The organism is Escherichia coli, assembly GCF_036503815.1.
Lineage (GTDB): Bacteria > Pseudomonadota > Gammaproteobacteria > Enterobacterales > Enterobacteriaceae > Escherichia > Escherichia coli_F.
This window is the reverse complement of the sequence record NZ_AP027764.1, coordinates 3,425,462-3,444,680: the sequence shown is the minus strand read 5'-3', so window position 1 is coordinate 3,444,680 and position 19,219 is coordinate 3,425,462. Positions and strand designations below refer to the sequence as shown.

At 51.7% G+C, this 19,219-nt stretch carries 16 protein-coding genes and 7 tRNA genes; 2 read left to right on the top strand and 21 right to left on the bottom strand.

Annotation, left to right across the window (positions count from 1 at the left end; translation table 11 throughout):
- Positions 1 to 79 precede the first annotated feature (79 nt).
- The 11 genes from hscC to miaB form a co-directional block, all read right to left on the bottom strand.
- The gene (hscC, locus tag AABJ99_RS16580) at positions 80 to 1,750 is read right to left on the bottom strand and encodes a molecular chaperone HscC (protein ID WP_039021084.1); all 1,671 of its coding nucleotides are present in this window, start codon (positions 1,748 to 1,750) and stop codon (positions 80 to 82) included.
- A gap of 83 nt (positions 1,751 to 1,833) precedes the next feature.
- The gene (rihA, locus tag AABJ99_RS16575) at positions 1,834 to 2,769 is read right to left on the bottom strand and encodes a pyrimidine-specific ribonucleoside hydrolase RihA (protein ID WP_039021085.1); all 936 of its coding nucleotides are present in this window, start codon (positions 2,767 to 2,769) and stop codon (positions 1,834 to 1,836) included.
- Positions 2,770 to 2,886: 117 nt separating this feature from the next.
- On the bottom strand, positions 2,887 to 3,612 hold the full coding sequence (gltL, locus tag AABJ99_RS16570; protein ID WP_000631384.1) for a glutamate/aspartate ABC transporter ATP-binding protein GltL: 726 nt from the start codon (positions 3,610 to 3,612) through the stop codon (positions 2,887 to 2,889).
- Complete coding sequence (gene gltK, locus AABJ99_RS16565; RefSeq protein ID WP_000272807.1) at positions 3,612 to 4,286, bottom strand: glutamate/aspartate ABC transporter permease GltK; 675 nt, start codon at positions 4,284 to 4,286, stop codon at positions 3,612 to 3,614. Before gltK ends, gltL begins: the two co-directional genes overlap by 1 nt.
- Positions 4,286 to 5,026 (bottom strand): glutamate/aspartate ABC transporter permease GltJ, encoded by a 741-nt coding sequence (gene gltJ, locus AABJ99_RS16560; RefSeq protein ID WP_000020941.1) that lies wholly within the window; start codon positions 5,024 to 5,026, stop codon positions 4,286 to 4,288. The genes gltK and gltJ overlap by 1 nt, the downstream gene beginning before the upstream one ends.
- Before the next feature lie 169 nt (positions 5,027 to 5,195).
- Complete coding sequence (gene gltI / locus AABJ99_RS16555; RefSeq protein ID WP_001177085.1) at positions 5,196 to 6,104, bottom strand: glutamate/aspartate ABC transporter substrate-binding protein GltI; 909 nt, start codon at positions 6,102 to 6,104, stop codon at positions 5,196 to 5,198.
- 396 nt (positions 6,105 to 6,500) lie between these two features.
- Positions 6,501 to 8,039 carry an apolipoprotein N-acyltransferase gene (lnt, locus tag AABJ99_RS16550; protein WP_032183626.1) on the bottom strand — a complete coding sequence of 513 codons (1,539 nt, stop codon included), beginning with the start codon at positions 8,037 to 8,039 and terminating at the stop codon, positions 6,501 to 6,503.
- Positions 8,040 to 8,063: 24 nt separating this feature from the next.
- Positions 8,064 to 8,942 carry a CNNM family magnesium/cobalt transport protein CorC gene (gene corC, locus AABJ99_RS16545; protein WP_001278605.1) on the bottom strand — a complete coding sequence of 293 codons (879 nt, stop codon included), beginning with the start codon at positions 8,940 to 8,942 and terminating at the stop codon, positions 8,064 to 8,066.
- An 89-nt stretch (positions 8,943 to 9,031) separates the two neighbouring features.
- A complete protein-coding gene (gene ybeY, locus AABJ99_RS16540; RefSeq protein WP_000084469.1) occupies positions 9,032 to 9,499 on the bottom strand; it encodes an rRNA maturation RNase YbeY in 468 nt (155 codons plus the stop codon).
- On the bottom strand, positions 9,496 to 10,536 hold the full coding sequence (ybeZ, locus tag AABJ99_RS16535) for a PhoH family protein (protein ID WP_001018040.1): 1,041 nt from the start codon (positions 10,534 to 10,536) through the stop codon (positions 9,496 to 9,498). The genes ybeY and ybeZ overlap by 4 nt, the downstream gene beginning before the upstream one ends.
- A 152-nt stretch (positions 10,537 to 10,688) precedes the next feature.
- Positions 10,689 to 12,113 (bottom strand): tRNA (N6-isopentenyl adenosine(37)-C2)-methylthiotransferase MiaB, encoded by a 1,425-nt coding sequence (gene miaB / locus AABJ99_RS16530; protein ID WP_032183627.1) that lies wholly within the window; start codon positions 12,111 to 12,113, stop codon positions 10,689 to 10,691.
- Positions 12,114 to 12,258: 145 nt separating this feature from the next.
- On the opposite strand from miaB, the gene ubiF reads away from it, so the two are divergent.
- Positions 12,259 to 13,434, top strand: coding sequence for a 3-demethoxyubiquinol 3-hydroxylase (gene ubiF, locus AABJ99_RS16525; RefSeq protein WP_039021086.1), 1,176 nt, complete (start codon positions 12,259 to 12,261; stop codon positions 13,432 to 13,434).
- 153 nt (positions 13,435 to 13,587) lie between these two features.
- Here ubiF and AABJ99_RS16520 read toward each other — a convergent pair.
- The 7 genes from AABJ99_RS16520 to AABJ99_RS16490 all read right to left on the bottom strand — a co-directional run bounded on the left by AABJ99_RS16520 (position 13,588) and on the right by AABJ99_RS16490 (position 14,291).
- A tRNA-Gln gene (locus AABJ99_RS16520) sits at positions 13,588 to 13,662 on the bottom strand.
- Positions 13,663 to 13,699: 37 nt separating this feature from the next.
- Positions 13,700 to 13,774 (bottom strand) — tRNA-Gln (locus AABJ99_RS16515).
- Positions 13,775 to 13,822: 48 nt separating this feature from the next.
- A tRNA-Met gene (locus AABJ99_RS16510) sits at positions 13,823 to 13,899 on the bottom strand.
- Positions 13,900 to 13,914: 15 nt separating this feature from the next.
- Positions 13,915 to 13,989, bottom strand: a tRNA-Gln gene (locus AABJ99_RS16505).
- A 34-nt stretch (positions 13,990 to 14,023) separates the two neighbouring features.
- Positions 14,024 to 14,098 (bottom strand) — tRNA-Gln (locus AABJ99_RS16500).
- 23 nt (positions 14,099 to 14,121) lie between these two features.
- Positions 14,122 to 14,206: transfer RNA gene (locus AABJ99_RS16495), tRNA-Leu, on the bottom strand.
- Between the two features lie 8 nt (positions 14,207 to 14,214).
- Positions 14,215 to 14,291: transfer RNA gene (locus tag AABJ99_RS16490), tRNA-Met, on the bottom strand.
- Between the two features lie 331 nt (positions 14,292 to 14,622).
- On the opposite strand from AABJ99_RS16490, the gene AABJ99_RS16485 reads away from it, so the two are divergent.
- Positions 14,623 to 15,060: a hypothetical protein gene (locus tag AABJ99_RS16485; RefSeq protein ID WP_000943486.1), complete on the top strand. Its 438-nt coding sequence runs from the start codon at positions 14,623 to 14,625 to the stop codon at positions 15,058 to 15,060.
- A gap of 41 nt (positions 15,061 to 15,101) precedes the next feature.
- On the opposite strand, the gene asnB is transcribed toward AABJ99_RS16485, so the two are convergent.
- The 3 genes from asnB to nagD all read right to left on the bottom strand — a co-directional run bounded on the left by asnB (position 15,102) and on the right by nagD (position 19,195).
- Positions 15,102 to 16,766 (bottom strand): asparagine synthase B, encoded by a 1,665-nt coding sequence (gene asnB / locus AABJ99_RS16480; protein WP_039021087.1) that lies wholly within the window; start codon positions 16,764 to 16,766, stop codon positions 15,102 to 15,104.
- Between the two features lie 425 nt (positions 16,767 to 17,191).
- Positions 17,192 to 18,172, bottom strand: coding sequence for an IS110-like element IS621 family transposase (locus AABJ99_RS16475; protein WP_332219181.1), 981 nt, complete (start codon positions 18,170 to 18,172; stop codon positions 17,192 to 17,194).
- A gap of 270 nt (positions 18,173 to 18,442) precedes the next feature.
- Positions 18,443 to 19,195: a ribonucleotide monophosphatase NagD gene (gene nagD / locus AABJ99_RS16470; protein WP_000153129.1), complete on the bottom strand. Its 753-nt coding sequence runs from the start codon at positions 19,193 to 19,195 to the stop codon at positions 18,443 to 18,445.
- Positions 19,196 to 19,219: the final 24 nt, after the last annotated feature.

Genomic DNA, 19,219 nt, shown 5'->3' with positions numbered 1-19,219 from the left:
TCGGATGCGATGCTAACGCATCTTATCCGACCTACTAGTAGGCCGGATAAGGCGTTTACGCCGCATCCGGCAGCCGTGTTTATGGGATCTCAATGGCTAAATAATCGCTCGCTCGTCGCCGAACTTCATCGACGCGGGCCATATCGTTTGACTGCAGCGCTGCATCAAAATCGGTGATCACCCGGCCAATCTCTTCTCGCTCGTCACCCAGCGCCCGCGCCCATAACTCTTCCAGTTTGGCCTTAAAGGTACGGTTGATAAGCATATCGCGCGGATAAATTTTTAATGCGGATAACCTTGCCCGACTCTCTTCAATTTGCTGGGTACTTAACGTTACCGGGCTGTGGTTAATGACTCTGGACTTAACGCTGCCGTCTTCCAGAAGTACGTCAACTTCAAGCAATCCGTTGATATCATAACTAAAGCGAATATCGATAGACTGATAACCCCCGGTTTTCTTCAACGGCACATCGAAGGATTCCACCAGAATGTTATTTTTAACTTTGTGGTTTTCTCCCTGATAGACGTTAACCGTAATTGAATCCTGTTCCGGGTGCATGGTCGAGTAAGTTTCTACACGCGACACCGGTACAGTGGTGTTTCGTTCAATAATCGGTGAGAAAATGCCGGAAACGCCCTGGCGGTTAACTTCAACACCTAAGGAGTAGGGGCAAATATCGGTGAGGATCACTTCTTCAATGTCTTCGCTGCGTAAGCGGCAGGCGGCCTGGATCGCTGCGCCCAGCGCGACAATAGTACTCGGGTCGTAACTTTGATACGGTAATTTGCCAAACAGACGCACGGCGATTCGCTGCACCAGCGGCATTTGTGATGCGCCGCCAACCAGCACCAGACTGTCGATTTGACTTGGCTTCAGACGTGCATCGCGCAACGCCTGTTCAATCGGCACTCGCAAGCGATTGAGCAGCGGCAACCACAAATCTTCCAGTTCGTTCTCGTAAAATTCGCACTCACGCGTTTCTTCCTGATACTGCCAGCTAATTTGCAGCGGTAATTGATTGCTGCATTTTGCCGCTTCCACGCTGGTGTACAGGGCTGCCAGCTCACTTTCGTTGAGCATGTTTTTAGCCACTGCGGCGCGTTTTAAAACTTCATCCACCAGCATATGAGTAAAATCTTCGCCGCCAAGAAAGTTGTCGCCAGCGGAGGCGTGAACTTCAATCACCGGCGTGGCGTATTCGAGCACCGTGACGTCAAACGTGCCGCCACCGAGATCAAAAACCAGCGAGCGGGTATTTTGTTGAGTATGCAGGCCATAAGCCATCGCAGCTGCTGTGGGTTCATTAATTAAGCGTACCGCATTTAACCCGGCTAGCTCCGCTGCTAAACGGGTATGCTTGCGTTGTTCATCACTGAAATAAGCCGGAACAGAGATCACCACATTTTTAATAGAACGTTGCAGAAATTCTTCGGCATCTTCTTTTAATGAACGTAAGACCAAAGAGGACAGTTCTGGTGCGTTAAATGTGTCGCTGCCTAACCGCCAGTTGGTATTACTGCCCATTGAACGTTTAAATAATGCGGCGGTTTTATCCGGATGCGAAGTGCGCCGTGATACAGCCGGTTTTCCGACTAAAATATGATTATTTTCATCCATACTAATGATGGATGGTGTTAAATATTCACCGAACTTATTTGGAATTAATTGCGCGGCACCGTCTTTCCAGACGGCAATTAAACTATTGGTAGTGCCGAGATCGATACCAATGGCGAGTTCTGCATTATCCATTGCATTTATATCTTGAAAGAAAAAGAGATAAACAGATTAAGACCACCCTGTGAAAGCGTGGTGATCTTAATCAATGTGGTGTGTTAAGCGTAAAATTTCAGACGCTCAGCCAGTAAATCAACAAAGCCATGACGATCAATATCGACCATTACAGTGGCATTCGGTTTATTGCCTGTCAGATAATAATAATCAACAACCGTCATGCCCTGAGTATATTTCCCCTGTGTTTCCACGCCAACCCAGCGCTCAACAGTGGTAAACAACTCTGGTTTCAACAGCCAGGCGATGGTGCATGGGTCATGCAGCGGTGCGCCGACAAAGCCCCATTTTTCGTCTTTATGATATTCGAGGAAGAAATCCAGCAGTTCGGCAACAATGGTTGAAACAGGGTTGCCAATCGCGCGGAAACGCTCGGTGTCTTCAACGTGGATTTGCGCTTTATGAGTAACATCCAGACCGGCCATCACCACCGGGATCCCTGACTGGAAAACAATTTCTGCCGCTTCCGGGTCAACATAAATATTAAACTCGGCGGCTGGCGTCCAGTTACCAAGCCCCATTGCGCCGCCCATAATCACGATACGGGCGATTTTGCTATGCAGTTCCGGATGGCTATTGAGCAGCAAGGCAACGTTAGTTTGCGGCCCGGTAGAAACAATCGTGACAGGTTCCGCACTTTCACGCAGCGTTTTCGCCATCAGCTCCACCGCCGTGCAGTTTTGCGGTGCGAACGTTGGTTCCGGTAATGCCGGGCCGTCGAGACCGCTTTCGCCGTGCACATTGTCCGCGATAATCAAATCACGCATTAATGGTTTTACCGCGCCGCCTGCTACCGGAATATCGGTGCGATTAAGCAAGGTCAGCATACGCAGAACATTGCGTAAGGTTTTTTCTGGTGTCTGGTTTCCGGCGGAAGACGTAATTGCTTTGACATCAAGCTCTGGTGAGGCGAGGGCAAGAACTATTGCGATAGCGTCGTCATGACCTGGGTCGCAATCTAACAGAATTGGCAGTGCCATTGTTGCTCCTTGTTGTGTGCTTCTTTGCGACAAGGGTACCGCCAGGATGTAACAGATACGAGGAGCGAAACGATAAAGCGTGAGATGGCGCGCACTTGGGTATGCGCGCCAGAGTGATTAATGCAGGATTTTCGCGAGAAAGTCTTTTGCGCGGTCCGATTTCGGATCATCGAAGAAAGCGTCTTTCGGCGAGTCTTCGACAATTTTACCCTCGTCCATAAAGATCACCCGATTCGCCACTTTACGGGCAAAGCCCATTTCGTGGGTCACCACCATCATGGTCATTCCTTCGTTCGCCAGTTCCACCATCACGTCCAGCACTTCGTTAATCATCTCCGGATCCAGCGCCGATGTCGGTTCGTCGAACAGCATCGCGATAGGATCCATGCACAATGCGCGAGCGATCGCCACACGCTGCTGCTGACCGCCGGAAAGCTGCGCCGGAAACTTATTGGCATGTGCGGAAAGTCCCACGCGCTCCAGTAATTTCAGGGCTTTTTCACGAGCGGGCGCTTTATCGCGTTTAAGCACTTTTACCTGCGCCAGGGTCAGGTTTTCAATAATCGACAAATGAGGGAACAGCTCGAAATGCTGGAACACCATCCCGACGCGGGAACGCAGCTTTGCCAGATCGGTTTTCTTATCATTAACCACGATGCCATCGACGGTGATTTCACCTTGCTGCACCGGTTCGAGGCCGTTGACGGTTTTAATCAGTGTTGATTTGCCGGAGCCTGACGGGCCACAAACCACCACTACTTCACCTTTTTTCACTTCGGTTGAGCAGTCGGTCAGCACCTGAAAGTGACCATACCATTTTGAAACATTTTTCAGGGTAATCATTATGCTGTCCTTCTTTTCAAGTAGCTGACCAACAACGATGCGCTAAGGCTAATAACGAAATAAACAAACCCGGCAAACAGAATCATTTCGACCTGTGTACCATCACGCTCACCAATGGTTGAGGCGGTACGGAAGAAATCGGCCAGAGATAACACATACACCAGCGAGGTATCCTGGAACAGTACGATGCCCTGAGTGAGCAGCAGCGGCACCATCGCGCGGAACGCCTGCGGCAGAATAATCAGTTTCATCGACTGCCAGTGAGTCATCCCCAACGCCAGCGCGGCGCTCGACTGCCCACGGGAAATACTTTGAATACCGGCACGGATAATCTCTGAATAGTAGGCCGCTTCAAACATCGAAAACGCCACCATCGCCGAAATTAAACGGATATCATTTTTTGGCGATAATCCCAGCACGTTTTGCAGAAAACCCGGCACAATCAGGTAAAACCATAGCAAAACCATGACTAACGGGATCGAACGGAACACGTTAACGTAGGCTTTGGCAAACCAGGCAATCGGCGCAAAGCTGGACAAGCGCATCACTGCCAGCATCGTACCCCACAAAATACCAATGACCACCGCCGTGATGGTGATTTTCAGGGTGATCACCAGCCCGTCGAGCAGATATGGCAGGGAAGGAACAATGGAACTCCAGTCAAACTCGTACATTATTTGCCCCCCATGTTGCCGGGCAGGCGAACTTTACGTTCAACCAGCGTCATCACCAGCATGATAAAAGCGTTAATCAACACATACGCCAACGTAATGGCGGTAAATGACTCCCAGGCGTGGGCCGAGTAATCGAGCAATTTACCGGCCTGCGCCGCCATATCCACCAGACCGATGGTCGAGGCGATGGCGGAGTTTTTCACCAGGTTCATCATCTCAGAGGTCATTGGCGGGACGATAACGCGATAAGCGTTAGGCAACAGTACGTAGCGGTAAGCCTGCGGTAGCGTCAGACCCATCGCCAGCGCGGCATTTTTTTGCCCACGCGGCAGCGACTGAATCGCGGCGCGTACTTGTTCGCAAACACGAGCTGCAGTAAACAGTCCCAGACAGAGCATGGAGGAGAGGAAAAACTGAATATTGGGGTCTAGTTCTGCCTTAAACCACATGCCGATTTTTTCCGGCAACAGTTCAGGGATAACCAGATACCAGGTAAAGAATTGCACAATCAACGGCACGTTGCGGAACAGTTCGACATACAACGTACCCAGACCGGAGAGAAAACGGTTTGGAACGGTACGTAAAATGCCGAAAAATGAACCGACGAGGAAAGCGATAATCCAGGCGCAGATCGACAAAGCAATCGTCACCTGAAAACCACTCCAGATCCAACCAAGATAGGTGGTGTTGCCGAACGGGGCTTGTTGTAAAAAAATACCCCAGTTCCAGTCTATAGACATAAATCTACTCCAGAAAAAAGAGGGTAGCAGCGTTAACTGCTACCCTCGAAGATTGTTACCCAGCGTATTGCGGTTTTCAGGCCCGATGGGGAACGACCATCAGGCGTATAGTCTGTCCGTGCTACGTAACAATCGAGAGGGCTGGAATTTCCGCCCCTGGTTCTTGTAATTAGTTCAGTGCCTTGTCATTCGGTTCTTTGAACAGTGCTTTCATTTCGTCCGACAGTTCGAAATTCATGTTCAGGTTTTTCGGCGGAATTGGATTTTTGAACCACTTATCAAACCATTTTTCCGCTTCACCGGAGGTCTGCACCTGAGCGATAGTGTCATCCATCAGCTTTTTGAACTGCGGATCGTCTTTACGCAACATGCAACCGTAGGCTTCCTGAGACTGCGGCTTGCCGACGATTTCCCAGTTGTCTGGTTTCTTCGCTTTCGCTCGCTCACCGGCTAACAGAGCGTCATCCATCATAAAGGCAACGGCACGACCGCTTTCCAGGGTGCGGAAAGAGTCACCGTGATCTTTGGCGCTGATGATGCGCATATTCATTTTTTGCTCTTCATTCAGTTTGTTGAGCAAAACTTCAGAGGTAGTGCCGGAAGTAACGACTACGGCTTTGCCTTTCAGGTCGGCAAAATCTTTGATATCGCCGCCCTTTTTGGTCAGCAGGCGCGTACCGACCACGAAAATAGTGTCAGAGAAAGCCGCCTGTTTCTGGCGTTCGACGTTGTTGGTGGTTGAACCACATTCAAAATCGAAAGTGCCGTTTTGCAGCAGAGGAATACGGTTTTGTGAGGTGATCGGAATCAGTTTCACCTGCAAGTCCGGTTTGTTGAGTTTCTTTTTCACTGCTTCAACAATGGCGTTGGAGTAATCCTGCGAGTAACCCACCACTTTTTGCTGATTGTCGTAATAAGAGAAAGGTACTGAAGATTCACGGTGACCGACGACAATCACACCGTTTTTGGCGATTTTGTCCAGCGTACTGCCTGCTGCCGGGGCGGCGTCATCTGCCTGTGCCAGTCCTGCGGAAAGCGCCAGGGCCAGGATTGCTGTGGCAGGTTTACGTAATTGCATATCCAACTCCTTTATCTTCTGCGTTAAGAACGCATGGATACCCGTTGTGAGTGTTTGTGTTGTTATCATCTGCAACTTTATTGTGCAGTGTTGTGTTTGTTAGGTAACATTTAGTTTGGCTAAATGTAAAGATATTGATGTTTTATTGTTTGTTTTTGCGAGATGCGCCGCACCATTCCGAAGCAAAATTCTTAAAATGCACTCTTTTGGTGCTACCGGTGGATTGCTGTGGTGCAACCGGGTTGTACTGACGCGGGTTCAAGCTTTGCCTTGTATAACAAAGCAATAGATGTGCCAAAGTTGGATAGGGGAATTTTGTCATCCGGATAACGCACTGATACCACATCCGGCGAGCGTGCCGAAATACGGGATGTATTCCGGCACGATAAGAAGGGATTATTTACGTCGTTGACGCAGACTCATCAACACAGCGGCAAAACCAAACAGTGCCGTCAGCACCCACAGCGGCCAGTTGCCGGTACGTGCGTACGGTGTGAGTCCGGTGGTCGGCGTCACATTAGTGGTTAACACTTCGCGGGTGAATTGCGGGATCATCGCCTGAATCTCACCCTGCGGGCCAATCACCGCCGTAATGCCGTTGTTGGTGCTACGCAGCAGCGGGCGCGCCAGCTCCAGCGCACGCATTCGCGCCATCTGAAAGTGCTGCCATGGGCCAATAGACTTACCAAACCACGCATCGTTGGAGATAGTCAGCAGATAGTCGGTATCCGGGCGGAAGTTATCGCGCACTTGCTCGCCGAGAATGATCTCGTAGCAAATAGCCGCAGTAAGCTCAATACCATTTACCGACAGCGGTGGTTGGATATATGGTCCACGGCTGAACGACGACATCGGCAGATCAAAGAACGGTGCTAACGGACGCAGAATCGACTCCAGCGGGACAAACTCGCCAAACGGCACCAAATGGTTTTTGTTATAGCGATCGGTCGATTCATAGCTGTACGGTGCACCTTTACCCAGCGTGATGATGGTGTTGTAGGTATCGTAGCGGTTCTGCTTATTGAGACGCGCGTCGACAATCCCGGTTACCAGCGAGCTACCTTTATCGCGCAACTCACCGTCCAGAGCTTTGAGGAACGGTTGCTGATTAATTTCCAGATCGGTTATCGCCGACTCCGGCCAGATAATCAGCGATGATTTGCCCATCAGCGGTGCCGTTGCGTTGTAGTAAATCTTCAGCGTATTGAGAAGCTGGCCTTCATCCCACTTCAGCGATTGCGGAATGTCGCCCTGAACCATCGAAACCTGAATGGTTTTCTCCGGTTGCGGGGTAAACCACTGGATGTAACGTAGCGGGAAGGGAAGGGCAAACAGCACGACGGCCACCACCAGCGGACGCCAGTTGCGTTTGACCAACGCCAGTGCCAGCAGGCCGCTTACCATCATCAGCAGGAAGTTAATGGCTTCCACGCCCATTATCGGTGCCAGTCCTTTTAACGGACCGTCAATCTGGCTATAGCCGAACTGCAACCACGGGAAGCCAGTCAGCACCCAACCGCGCAGAAACTCGGTCACTTGCCAGAGAGCAGGGGCGGCAATCGCCACGCGCAGCCAGGTGGTTTTCGGCCACAGACGCGACAGTACGCCAGCAAACAGTCCGGTATACAGCGACAAATACGCCGCCAGCAGCACCACCAGGAAGATGTTAACCGGGCCAGGCATTCCGCCAAAGGTCGCGATGCTGACATAGACCCAGTTAATACCGCTGCCAAACAGGCCAAATCCCCAGCAAAAGCCAATAGCGGCAGACTGGAGTGGACGGCGGTTAAAGGTCAGCGCCTGAAGCCCCATCAGCGAAATAATCGCCGCAGGCCAGACATCGTAAGGAGAGAAGGCCAGCGTTCCGCAGGCACCGAATAATAACGCCAGCAGCAGGCGAATGCGCTGGCGTTCAATTAATGAGGCAAAAGCCATGTAGTTATCTATCCAGTTTCGGTTTTATTCATCCAGCTTTGGCTGGGGTGAGTCATCCGGGATTTTGACATGAACCTGAATAATACGCCGACTGTCGGCCATCGCCACTTTGAACTGGTAACCGTCGATGTCGATGGTTTCGCCACGTGCCGGAAGATGCCCAAACGCTTGCATCACCAGACCACCGATAGTGTCGACCTCTTCATCGCTAAAGTGGGTGCCGAAGGCTTCGTTGAAATCTTCGATGGAAGCCAGTGCGCGCACGGTCCAGGTATGACGACTCAGCTGACGGAAGTCGATATCATCTTCTTCGTCATACTCGTCTTCAATCTCACCAACAATCAGTTCCAGGATATCTTCAATGGTCACCAGACCGGAAACCCCACCGAATTCGTCAATGACGATCGCCATGTGGTAACGCTGAGAGCGAAACTCTTTCAGCATCCGGTCTACGCGCTTACTTTCAGGAACGACAACCGCCTGACGTAACACTTTGTCCATGCTGAAGGCTTCTGCATCGCTGCGCATAAACGGCAGCAAGTCTTTCGCCATCAGAATCCCTTCAATGTGATCTTTGTCTTCGCTAATCACCGGGAAACGTGAGTGGGCGGACTCGATGATGACATCAAGGCATTCGTCCAGCGTCTGGTTGCGTTTCAGGGTAATCATCTGGGAGCGGGGGATCATGATGTCGCGAACGCGTTGGTCTGCGATGTCCATCACCCCTTCGAGCATATCGCGCGTATCTTCGTCGATAAGGTCGTTCTGCCCGGAATCACGGATCAGCGCCAGCAGTTCGTCACGGTTTTTCGGTTCACCGTGGAAAAGTTGGCTGAGTAACAGGGAGAAAAATCCCTTCTTGTTGCTTATCGTGTCACTACTGTGTGAATTGTCGTCGCTCATGGCGTCGTATGGGTTCTCATGTTAGTTAATCAAAACGCCGTCGTTAATCACCAACGGCGGGGACGTCTGCCAGTCAAATGCCTGGCAAATTATTCTTTCTCGGCAATGTACGGATCCTCATAGCCCAGAGCAAGCATAATCTCTGTTTCGAGGGCTTCCATTTCTTCTGCTTCGTCGTCTTCGATGTGATCGTAACCTAACAAATGCAGACTGCCGTGCACCACCATATGCGCCCAGTGCGCTTCCAGTGGTTTGCCTTGCTCCTGTGCTTCTTTCTCAACCACCTGACGGCAGATAACCAGATCGCCCAGCAGCGACATCTCCATGCCAGGCGGTACTTCAAACGGGAAGGAGAGCACGTTGGTCGGCTTATCCTTACCGCGATAGGTCAGATTGAGACTGTGGCTTTCGGCGGTATCGACCACGCGAATAGTCACTTCCGATTCTTCCTGAAACTGCGGGATCACCGCATTCAGCCATGTCTGAAACTGGCTCTCTTCCGGTAACCCGGAATTATCTTCACATGCCAGTTGTAAATCGAGGATCACCTGACTCATTTTTGTTCCTGTTCTTCGCGCTTGCGTTCTGCTGCCAGCGCCGCTTTTCGTTTTTGTTCGGCTTCTTCCCAGGCTTCATAAGCGTTAACGATACGCGCTACCACCGGGTGACGAACCACGTCTTCGCTGTGGAAGAAGTTAAAGCTGATCTCTTCGACATCGGCTAACACTTCGATAGCGTGACGTAAACCTGATTTAGTATTACGCGGTAAGTCGATCTGCGTGACATCGCCGGTAATAACCGCTTTTGAGTTAAAACCGATACGAGTCAGGAACATCTTCATCTGTTCGATGGTGGTGTTCTGGCTCTCATCAAGAATGATAAACGCGTCGTTCAGCGTACGGCCACGCATATAGGCCAGTGGCGCGACTTCAATAACGTTGCGCTCAATCAGCTTCTCGACTTTCTCAAAGCCCAACATTTCAAACAGCGCGTCATACAGCGGGCGCAGATACGGGTCCACTTTCTGGCTTAAATCGCCAGGCAGGAAGCCCAGTTTCTCACCGGCTTCTACCGCCGGACGAGTCAGCAGAATACGGCGAATTTCCTGACGCTCCAGGGCATCAACTGCCGCAGCCACTGCCAGGTAGGTTTTACCCGTACCCGCCGGGCCAACGCCGAAGGTAATGTCATGGTCGAGAATATTGGCGATGTACTGCGCCTGGTTTGGCGTGCGCGGTTTAATTACACCGCGTTTGGTCTTGATATTGACCGCTTTGCCATACTCCGGCACGCTCTCCGCACTTTGTTCCAGCACGCGCGCTTCTTTAATCGCAAGGTGGATCTGTTCCGGCTCGATATCCTGAATCTGACCGCGCATCGGGGCAGTATCGACATACAGGCTACGCAGAATGTCTGCCGCAGCGGTGACGCAAATCGGACGGCCGGTCAGTTTAAAATGATTATCGCGGCGATTGATTTCGATGCCGAGACGGCGTTCGAGTTGTTTGATGTTGTCATCAAACGGGCCGCACAGGCTCAACAGACGTGCGTTGTCTGCTGGCTCCAGAGTGATTTCGCGAGTGTCTATGTTCAAACCGTTCCTCTTATCTGTATGCCGCCGGAAGCTGAACATTCACCGGCCTATAAGGAAATTATTCACGCCACAGGAAAAAGGCGCAAGCATTGCGATAAAGATGGGGATAAAGAGAGAAAAAACAAGGCCCACCGGAACGGCGGGCCTGAGAATTACGGCTGATAATAACCCACGCCAAGGTCATTTTCTTTGCGGGTACGGGCAATCACCGATTCCGGTGTTTCTGCCACGCGCAGACCCATTTCATCTTCAGTACGCACCACTTTACCGCGCAGAGAGTTCGGGTAGACGTCGGTAATTTCTACATCGACGAATTTACCGATCATATCCGGCGTGCCTTCGAAGTTAACCACGCGGTTATTTTCAGTACGACCGGAAAGCTCCATGATGCTCTTACGCGATGTACCTTCTACCAGAATACGCTGGGTGGTGCCGAGCATACGGCGGCTCCATGCCATCGCTTGCTGATTAATGCGCTCTTGCAGAATATACAGACGCTGCTTCTTCTCTTCTTCCGGAACATCATCAACCATATCGGCGGCAGGCGTTCCTGGACGAGCGGAGAAGATAAAGCTGTAGCTCATGTCGAAATTGACGTCGGCAATCAGCTTCATCGTTTTTTCGAAGTCTTCGGTGGTTTCGCCCGGGAAGCCAACGATGAAGTCAGAACTGATCTGAATATCAGGACGCGCCGTACGCAATTTACGGATGATCGCTTTGTACTCCAGCGCCGTGTGGGTACGTCCCATCAGGTTTAGAATGCGATCGGAACCGCTCTGAACCGGCAGATGCAGGAAGCTCACCAGCTCCGGCGTGTCGCGGTACACTTCGATGATATCGTCGGTGAATTCGATCGGATGGCTGGTGGTAAAGCGAATACGATCGATCCCGTCGATCGCCGCAACCAGACGCAGCAGATCGGCAAACGATCCGGTGGTGCCGTCGTAGTTCTCACCACGCCAGGCGTTCACGTTCTGACCGAGCAGGTTGACTTCACGCACGCCCTGAGCCGCAAGCTGGGCAATCTCAAACAGAATATCGTCGGAAGGACGGCTTACCTCTTCACCACGGGTGTAAGGCACCACGCAGTAGGTGCAATATTTATTGCAGCCTTCCATGATGGAGACAAACGCGGTTGGTCCTTCGGCACGCGGTTCCGGCAGACGGTCAAACTTCTCGATTTCCGGGAAGCTGATATCTACAACCGGGCTGCGGTCGCCGCGTACGGAGTTGATCATCTCCGGCAGACGGTGCAGCGTTTGCGGCCCAAAAATAATATCAACATAGTGGGCGCGCTGGCGAATGTGCTCGCCTTCTTGCGATGCCACGCAGCCGCCGACGCCGATAATCAGGTCTGGATTCTTCTCTTTTAACAGTTTCCAGCGACCCAACTGATGGAAGACTTTTTCCTGAGCCTTCTCGCGGATTGAGCAGGTGTTCAGCAGCAGCACATCCGCTTCTTCCGCCACGTCGGTCAGTTGATAGCCGTGGGTGGCATCCAGCAGATCGGCCATCTTCGATGAATCGTACTCGTTCATCTGACAGCCCCAGGTTTTAATATGGAGTTTTTTGGTCATCGACTTGCTCTTGCGAAATAGTAGCCAGGAATGCAGGGCGCATAGTGTAATGCTTTGCTGCCGTTGTGACCAGTATGAGCGTTATCAGCCCTTGGGGGTAAAAATCCTGTAAACTTAAAGCATATTGCTAACAGGATGATTGACCATGACAAATCAACCAACGGAAATTGCCATTGTCGGCGGAGGAATGGTCGGCGGCGCACTGGCGCTGGGACTGGCTCAGCACGGATTTTCGATAACGGTTATCGAGCACGCGGAACCTGCTTCGTTTGTCGCTGACAGCCAGCCTGACGTGCGGATCTCGGCGATTAGTGCGGCTTCGGTATCATTGCTTAAAGGTTTAGGCGTCTGGGACGCGGTACAGGCCATGCGTTGCCATCCTTATCGCAGACTGGAAACGTGGGAGTGGGAAACGGCGCATGTGGTGTTTGATGCAGCCGAATTGAAGCTGCCGTTGCTTGGCTATATGGTGGAAAACACTGTCCTGCAACAGGCGCTGTGGCAGGCGCTGGAAGCGCATCCGAAAGTAACGTTACGTGTGCCAGGCTCACTGATTGCTCTGCATCGCCATAATGATCTTCAGGAACTGGAACTGAAGGGGGGCGAAGTGATCCAGGCGAAGCTGGTGATTGGCGCTGACGGTGCAAATTCGCAGGTGCGGCAAATGGCGGGAATTGGCGTTCATGCCTGGCAGTATGCGCAGTCGTGTATGTTGATTAGCGTACAGTGCGAGAATGATCCCGGCGACAGCACCTGGCAGCAGTTTACTCCGGACGGGCCGCGCGCGTTTCTGCCGCTGTTTGATAACTGGGCGTCGCTGGTGTGGTATGACTCTCCGGCGCGTATTCGCCAGTTGCAGAATATGAATATGGCGCAGCTCCAGGTGGAAATCGCGAAGCATTTCCCGTCGCGTCTTGGGTACGTGATGCCACTCGCCGCTGGTGCGTTTCCGCTGACGCGCCGCCATGCGTTGCAGTATGTGCAACCAGGGCTTGCGCTGGTGGGCGATGCCGCGCACACCATTCATCCGTTGGCGGGGCAGGGGGTTAACCTCGGTTATCGCGATGTTGATGCTCTGATTGACGTTCTGGTGAATGCCCGCAGCTACGGTGAAGCGTGGGCCAGTTATCCTGTCCTCAAGCGTTACCAGATGCGGCGTATGGCGGATAACTTCATTATGCAAAGCGGTATGGATCTGTTTTATGCCGGATTCAGCAATAATCTGCCGCCACTGCGTTTTATGCGTAATCTCGGGTTAATGGCGGCGGAGCGTGCTGGCGTATTGAAACGGCAGGCGCTGAAATATGCGTTAGGGTTGTAGCCTTACAACATTGCCGGATGCATGCCAACTGTAGGTCGGATAAGACGCATCAGCGTCGCATCCGACTTTGAAGAATAAGACGTGTCAACATCGCATTCGACATTGAATATACGCAGAAAAGCAAAAAGCTCGCCGAAGCGAGCTTTTTTAATGTGGCTGGGGTACGAGGATTCGAACCTCGGAATGCCGGAATCAGAATCCGGTGCCTTACCGCTTGGCGATACCCCAACTGGGTGCACTTACAAGGTAAGCGTCTTGAATAAATTGGCTGGGGTACGAGGATTCGAACCTCGGAATGCCGGAATCAGAATCCGGTGCCTTACCGCTTGGCGATACCCCAACAAATTGGTTTGTGAATTTGCCGAACGCATTCGACACATTCAGAATTTGGTGGCTACGACGGGATTCGAACCTGTGACCCCATCATTATGAGTGATGTGCTCTAACCAACTGAGCTACGTAGCCAGATTGTTTCTTCGATGGCTGGGGTACCTGGATTCGAACCAGGGAATGCCGGTATCAAAAACCGGTGCCTTACCGCTTGGCGATACCCCAATAACCGGGCGGTGAACCGCTTACTCGAAGAAGATGGCTGGGGTACCTGGATTCGAACCAGGGAATGCCGGTATCAAAAACCGGTGCCTTACCGCTTGGCGATACCCCATCCGTACAACGCTTTCTGGTGAATGGTGCGGGAGGCGAGACTTGAACTCGCACACCTTGCGGCGCCAGAACCTAAATCTGGTGCGTCTACCAATTTCGCCACTCCCGCAAAAAAGATGGTGGCTACGACGGGATTCGAACCTGTGACCCCATCATTATGAGTGATGTGCTCTAACCAACTGAGCTACGTAGCCATCTTTTTTTTCGCGATACCTTATCGGCGTTGCGGGGCGCATTATGCGTATAGAGCCTTGCAGCGTCAACCTCTTTTTCAAGGAAAATTGCTCGAAAGTGACTGTTTGGTTAGGTTGCGAACAGCGTGGCGCTATATTCGTCAATTATTGTTTACTTTGTGTTTTTTCCCACCCTACAGCCATTCTTTTGTCATACAGGATGAAATTCGGAATTCAACAATAGTGGTAGGAAATTAATCTATGAAATACTGGCCCGTTGCAACAGGACAGGGCAGGGATCGCTACGCCTGCATCTCTGCTACCACTTCAGGCGATTTATTGAGGGAATACTATGCTGCGTTTTATGACGGCGCTGATGGGGGCGTTATTACTCATGCAATCTGCGTTTGCCGATACGGTCAAACCGGAAATCGGTAAATATGTTTTTGGCTATCGTGGGCAGGAAGGCGCTGTGGTGTGGATGATGCGGATAGGGCCGAAAGCCTCTAATGAAGCCCTCATTCAGGTATCGCATGTTGATAATGACATCGATGGCCAGATTTTTCGCTGTAAAGTGAAAGCATTACAGGAAGGTGAAAAATCCTATACCGCCGTAATTAAGGGCAAATCTTTTGAGTTATTACGCCTGAAAGAGGGGAATGGCAGCCTGCATATTCCGGATGAGCAGGCGACCTGGTCGGTGGCCTACAGTGATGAGTTGTCAAACAGTGATGTGGCAAACCCGGAACATTTCCTTACTGCATATCAGAATCAACAAGCAGCTCAATAACTGAAACAGCCCCGGATTTCTCCGGGGCAGTACCGCATTTCTTACTTATACGCCGACTGGTGAACACCAACCGCACGACCAGACGGATCGTCCATTTTCTTGAACGCCTCATCCCACTCAATCGCTTTAGCGGAAGAACACGCGACGGACGGGCCGCCCGGCACGCACTCTGCGGCGCTCGAAAGCGGGAACAGTTCTTCAAAGATCTCCCGGTACAGATACGCTTCTTTGGACGTCGGCGTGTTGTACGGGAAGCGGAAGCGGGCAGTTTCCAGCTGTTGATCAGAAACCTGCTGTGCCGCCACTTCTTTCAGGGTGTCGATCCAACTGTAACCGACGCCATCGGAGAACTGCTCTTTCTGCCGCCAGGCCACACTTGCAGGCAGGTACGACTCAAAACATTCACGCAGGATGTGTTTTTCCATCTTGCCGTTACCGCACATTTTATCCTGGGGGTTAATACGCATTGCCACGTCGAGGAATTTCTTGTCGAGGAACGGAACGCGCGCTTCCACGCCCCAGGCGGACATCGCTTTGTTGGCGCGCGCGCAGTCATACATATGCAGGGCCAGCAGTTTACGCACCGTCTCTTCATGCAGTTCTTTAGCGTTCGGCGCTTTGTGGAAGTAGAGATAACCGCCAAACACTTCATCAGAACCTTCACCGGACAGTACCATTTTAATGCCCATCGCTTTGATCTTACGCGACATTAAATACATCGGTGTTGAAGCGCGGATAGTCGTCACATCATAGGTTTCGATGTGGTAAATCACGTCGCGGATGGCGTCCAGACCTTCCTGTACAGTGAAGTGAATTTCATGATGCACAGTGCCCAGATGGTTTGCCACTTCCTGGGCTGCCTTCAGATCCGGTGAACCCGGCAGACCTACAGCAAAGGAGTGCAGCTGCGGCCACCAGGCTTCCGAGCGTTCCTGATCTTCCACGCGACGAGCGGCATATTTCTTGGTGATCGCGGAAATAATTGAGGAGTCCAGACCACCTGAGAGCAGCACGCCGTAAGGCACGTCAGACATCAGATGGCTTTTAACGGAATCTTCCAGTGCCTGACGTAGCTCGTTTTTGTCGGTCACGTTATCTTTCACCGCATCGTAGTCGAACCAGTCGCGGTGATAATAAGAACGGATTTCGCCGTCCTGACTCCACAAATAGCTCCCCGCCGGGAACTCTTTAATCGTGCGGCATACCGGCACCAGGGCTTTCATTTCTGAGGCCACATACAGCTGACCATGTTCGTCATAGCCCATATACAGTGGGATGATCCCCAGATGGTCGCGACCAATCAGATACGCATCTTTTTCGCTGTCGTACAGGGCAAAAGCGAACATGCCCTGCAAATCGTCGAGAAATTCCGGCCCTTTTTCCTGATACAGCGCGAGGATCACTTCACAGTCAGACCCGGTCTGGAACTGGTAACGATCGCCATATTCAGCGCGCAATGCCTGGTGGTTGTAGATTTCACCGTTTACTGCCAGCACATGAGTTTTTTGTTGGTTGTAGAGAGGTTGCGCCCCCGCGTTAACGTCAACAATGGACAGACGTTCGTGGGCGAGAATGGCGTTATCGCTGGCATAAATACCGGACCAGTCCGGGCCACGATGACGCATCAGGCGTGACAGCTCGAGTGCTTTCTTACGCAGCTCAACTGCGTCTGTTTTGATATCGAATACGCCAAAAATTGAACACATAACCTTCTCCGTTAACCTGGTATTTGTTGCTTGTTGTGTTTGCTTGTTTAAAAAAATGCCGCAAAGCAGCACTGTGCGCAAGCGATTTGGCAGGGGGGGAATAAAAAACGTAATGGTGATTGTCGATTGGTGAAAAAAGGTCTGGTGTGAGGATGTATTTATTGATGAATCGATAATTTTTAGCGGGTTTTATTGAATGGTTATATTTTACGGGGGCCAAATTGCTGACAAAGTGCGATTTGTTCATGCCGGATGCGGCGTGAACGCCTTATCCTGCCTACAAAAGCATGAAAATTCAATATATTGCAGGAGCTGCGTAGATACTGTTATGGCCTGCAAGTTTTTTTCTACCCCGGTTTCCCAGATTGCAGGCATGCCAGACACAGCGCCGTCAGGCGCTGTTTTTTTCATCCCTTCCGCGATTTTTACGCCGCTACCGGATTATGCCGTGACGCATCGAACGGGACCCCTGACTTCAGCACGCCATACGCCACCTGTGCCAGCTTGCGCATCATCGCGCCGAGAATCACCTTTCCTTTTTTGCCATTAGCCACCAGACGGTCACGGAACATCCGTCCCCACTCAGTCTTACTGGTGGCTACCATTGCAGGCATATACAACGCCCTGCGAAGCGACACATGTCCGGCTTTACTCAACCGGCTTGCCCCTCTCACACTACTGCCTGATTCATAACGCCGTGGTGTCAGACCCGCAAAAGCGGCGAACTGTCTGGCATGGGCGAAGCGGTCCTTCAGACCGATATAAGCCAGCAATACCGCAGATGTTTTCTCTCCGATACCCGGGATACTTTCCAGCAGTTTTCTGCGGTGTTTCATATCCGGATCATCGTCTGTCAGGTCTTTTATCTGCTTCTCAAGACGCTTCAGCTCTGCTTCAAGCCACAGAAGATGAGCATCAATGCTCGGCCTCTGGACTTCCCGCGCCGTTTCAGTGCGGTTCAGTTCCTGCGTGTGCATATCTGTCAGCGCCTGGTGGCGTACTACCAGGGCACGCAACGCGCGTTCAAGCGGGTGAGGCGCTTCCCAGGCTGCAGGGCGCTTCTGACGACAGAACTCTGCCAGCATGCGCGCATCCACGGTATCAGTCTTGTTACGCAGTCCTTCACTCTGAGCGAAAGCTTTACCCAGTGCAGGATTAATAACTGACACTATGTAACCTGCATCGTAAAGGCACTCTGCGACAGGTTCCATATAGGTGCCGGTCGCTTCGATGCAGATATGCGCATGGCCAATCTTGTGACCTTTCAGCCAGCTCACCAGCTCATCGTGCCCTTTAGTGGTGTTAGCGAATTTTTTGGTGCGATGACGACCATCAGGACGCAACACATCGACATCCAGTTTCTCTTTAGCGGTGTCGATACCGATATAATGAAGTTCATGTTCCATCGTGAAACCAACCTTGCAAATACGGATTACCGGGAAAACCGGTCCATGATACTGTCCGGTTTATCACTTTGGGAGAAAGGCAGTCCGCTGCATAAATCTACGCAACAGGTTGAAAACCTAAGGCCCGATACGGCATGCGGACTGCAGGCAGAGAAAACTGGCCGATTTTCTCTGCACAGGAGGGATAATACAAGGCCTGATAAGCGTAGCGCATCAGGCAGTTTGGCGTTTGTCATCAGAGCCAACCACGTCCGCAGACGTGGGTGGTATTCAGATAACGTCGATTTCAGCGACTGATGGGTAAATCCAGCTCGGGCGGAACGGCATACTGTCGATATCGTCGAGCGACGAAACACCGGACAGTACAAGAATTGTCTCCAGACCGGCCTGGAAGCCCGCCAGAATGTCGGTGCGCAAGTTATCGCCGACAATCACCGTTTCTTCCGAATGCGCCTGCATTTTGTTTAATGCTGCGCGGATGATCCACGGACTCGGCTTACCAACATAGAACGGTTTACGTCCGGAGATTTTTTCGATCCCCGCGCATAGCGCGCCACAGGCCGGATAAAAACCGCGCCCGTGGGTGTCCGGGTTGGTGGCGATAAAGCGTGCACCGTTAGCGACGAAATAGGCTGCTTTATGCATCATGTCCCAGTTGTAGGAACGCGTTTCGCCAACAATCACAAAATCAGGGTTCACATCGGTAATAGTGAAACCGGCTTTGTACAGTTCATGAATCAGTGCGCCTTCGCCCACCACATACGCTTTCTTGCCTTCCTGGCGACGCAGGAAATCGGCGGTCGCCATCGCGGAGGTATAAAACACGCTGTCCGGCACATCGACACCCGCAGTGGCAAAGCGGTTCGCCAGATCTTGCCCGGTCTGCGAAGGATAGTTGGTCAGCAACACCAGCGGCAGGCCTTTATCCATAATCCCGTGCAAAAATTCCGCTGCACCCGGTACGGCGACGTTATCGTGCATCAGCACGCCGTCGATATCGCAAATTACATTTTTAATGGTCATGGACTACCCAGAATATTGACAACA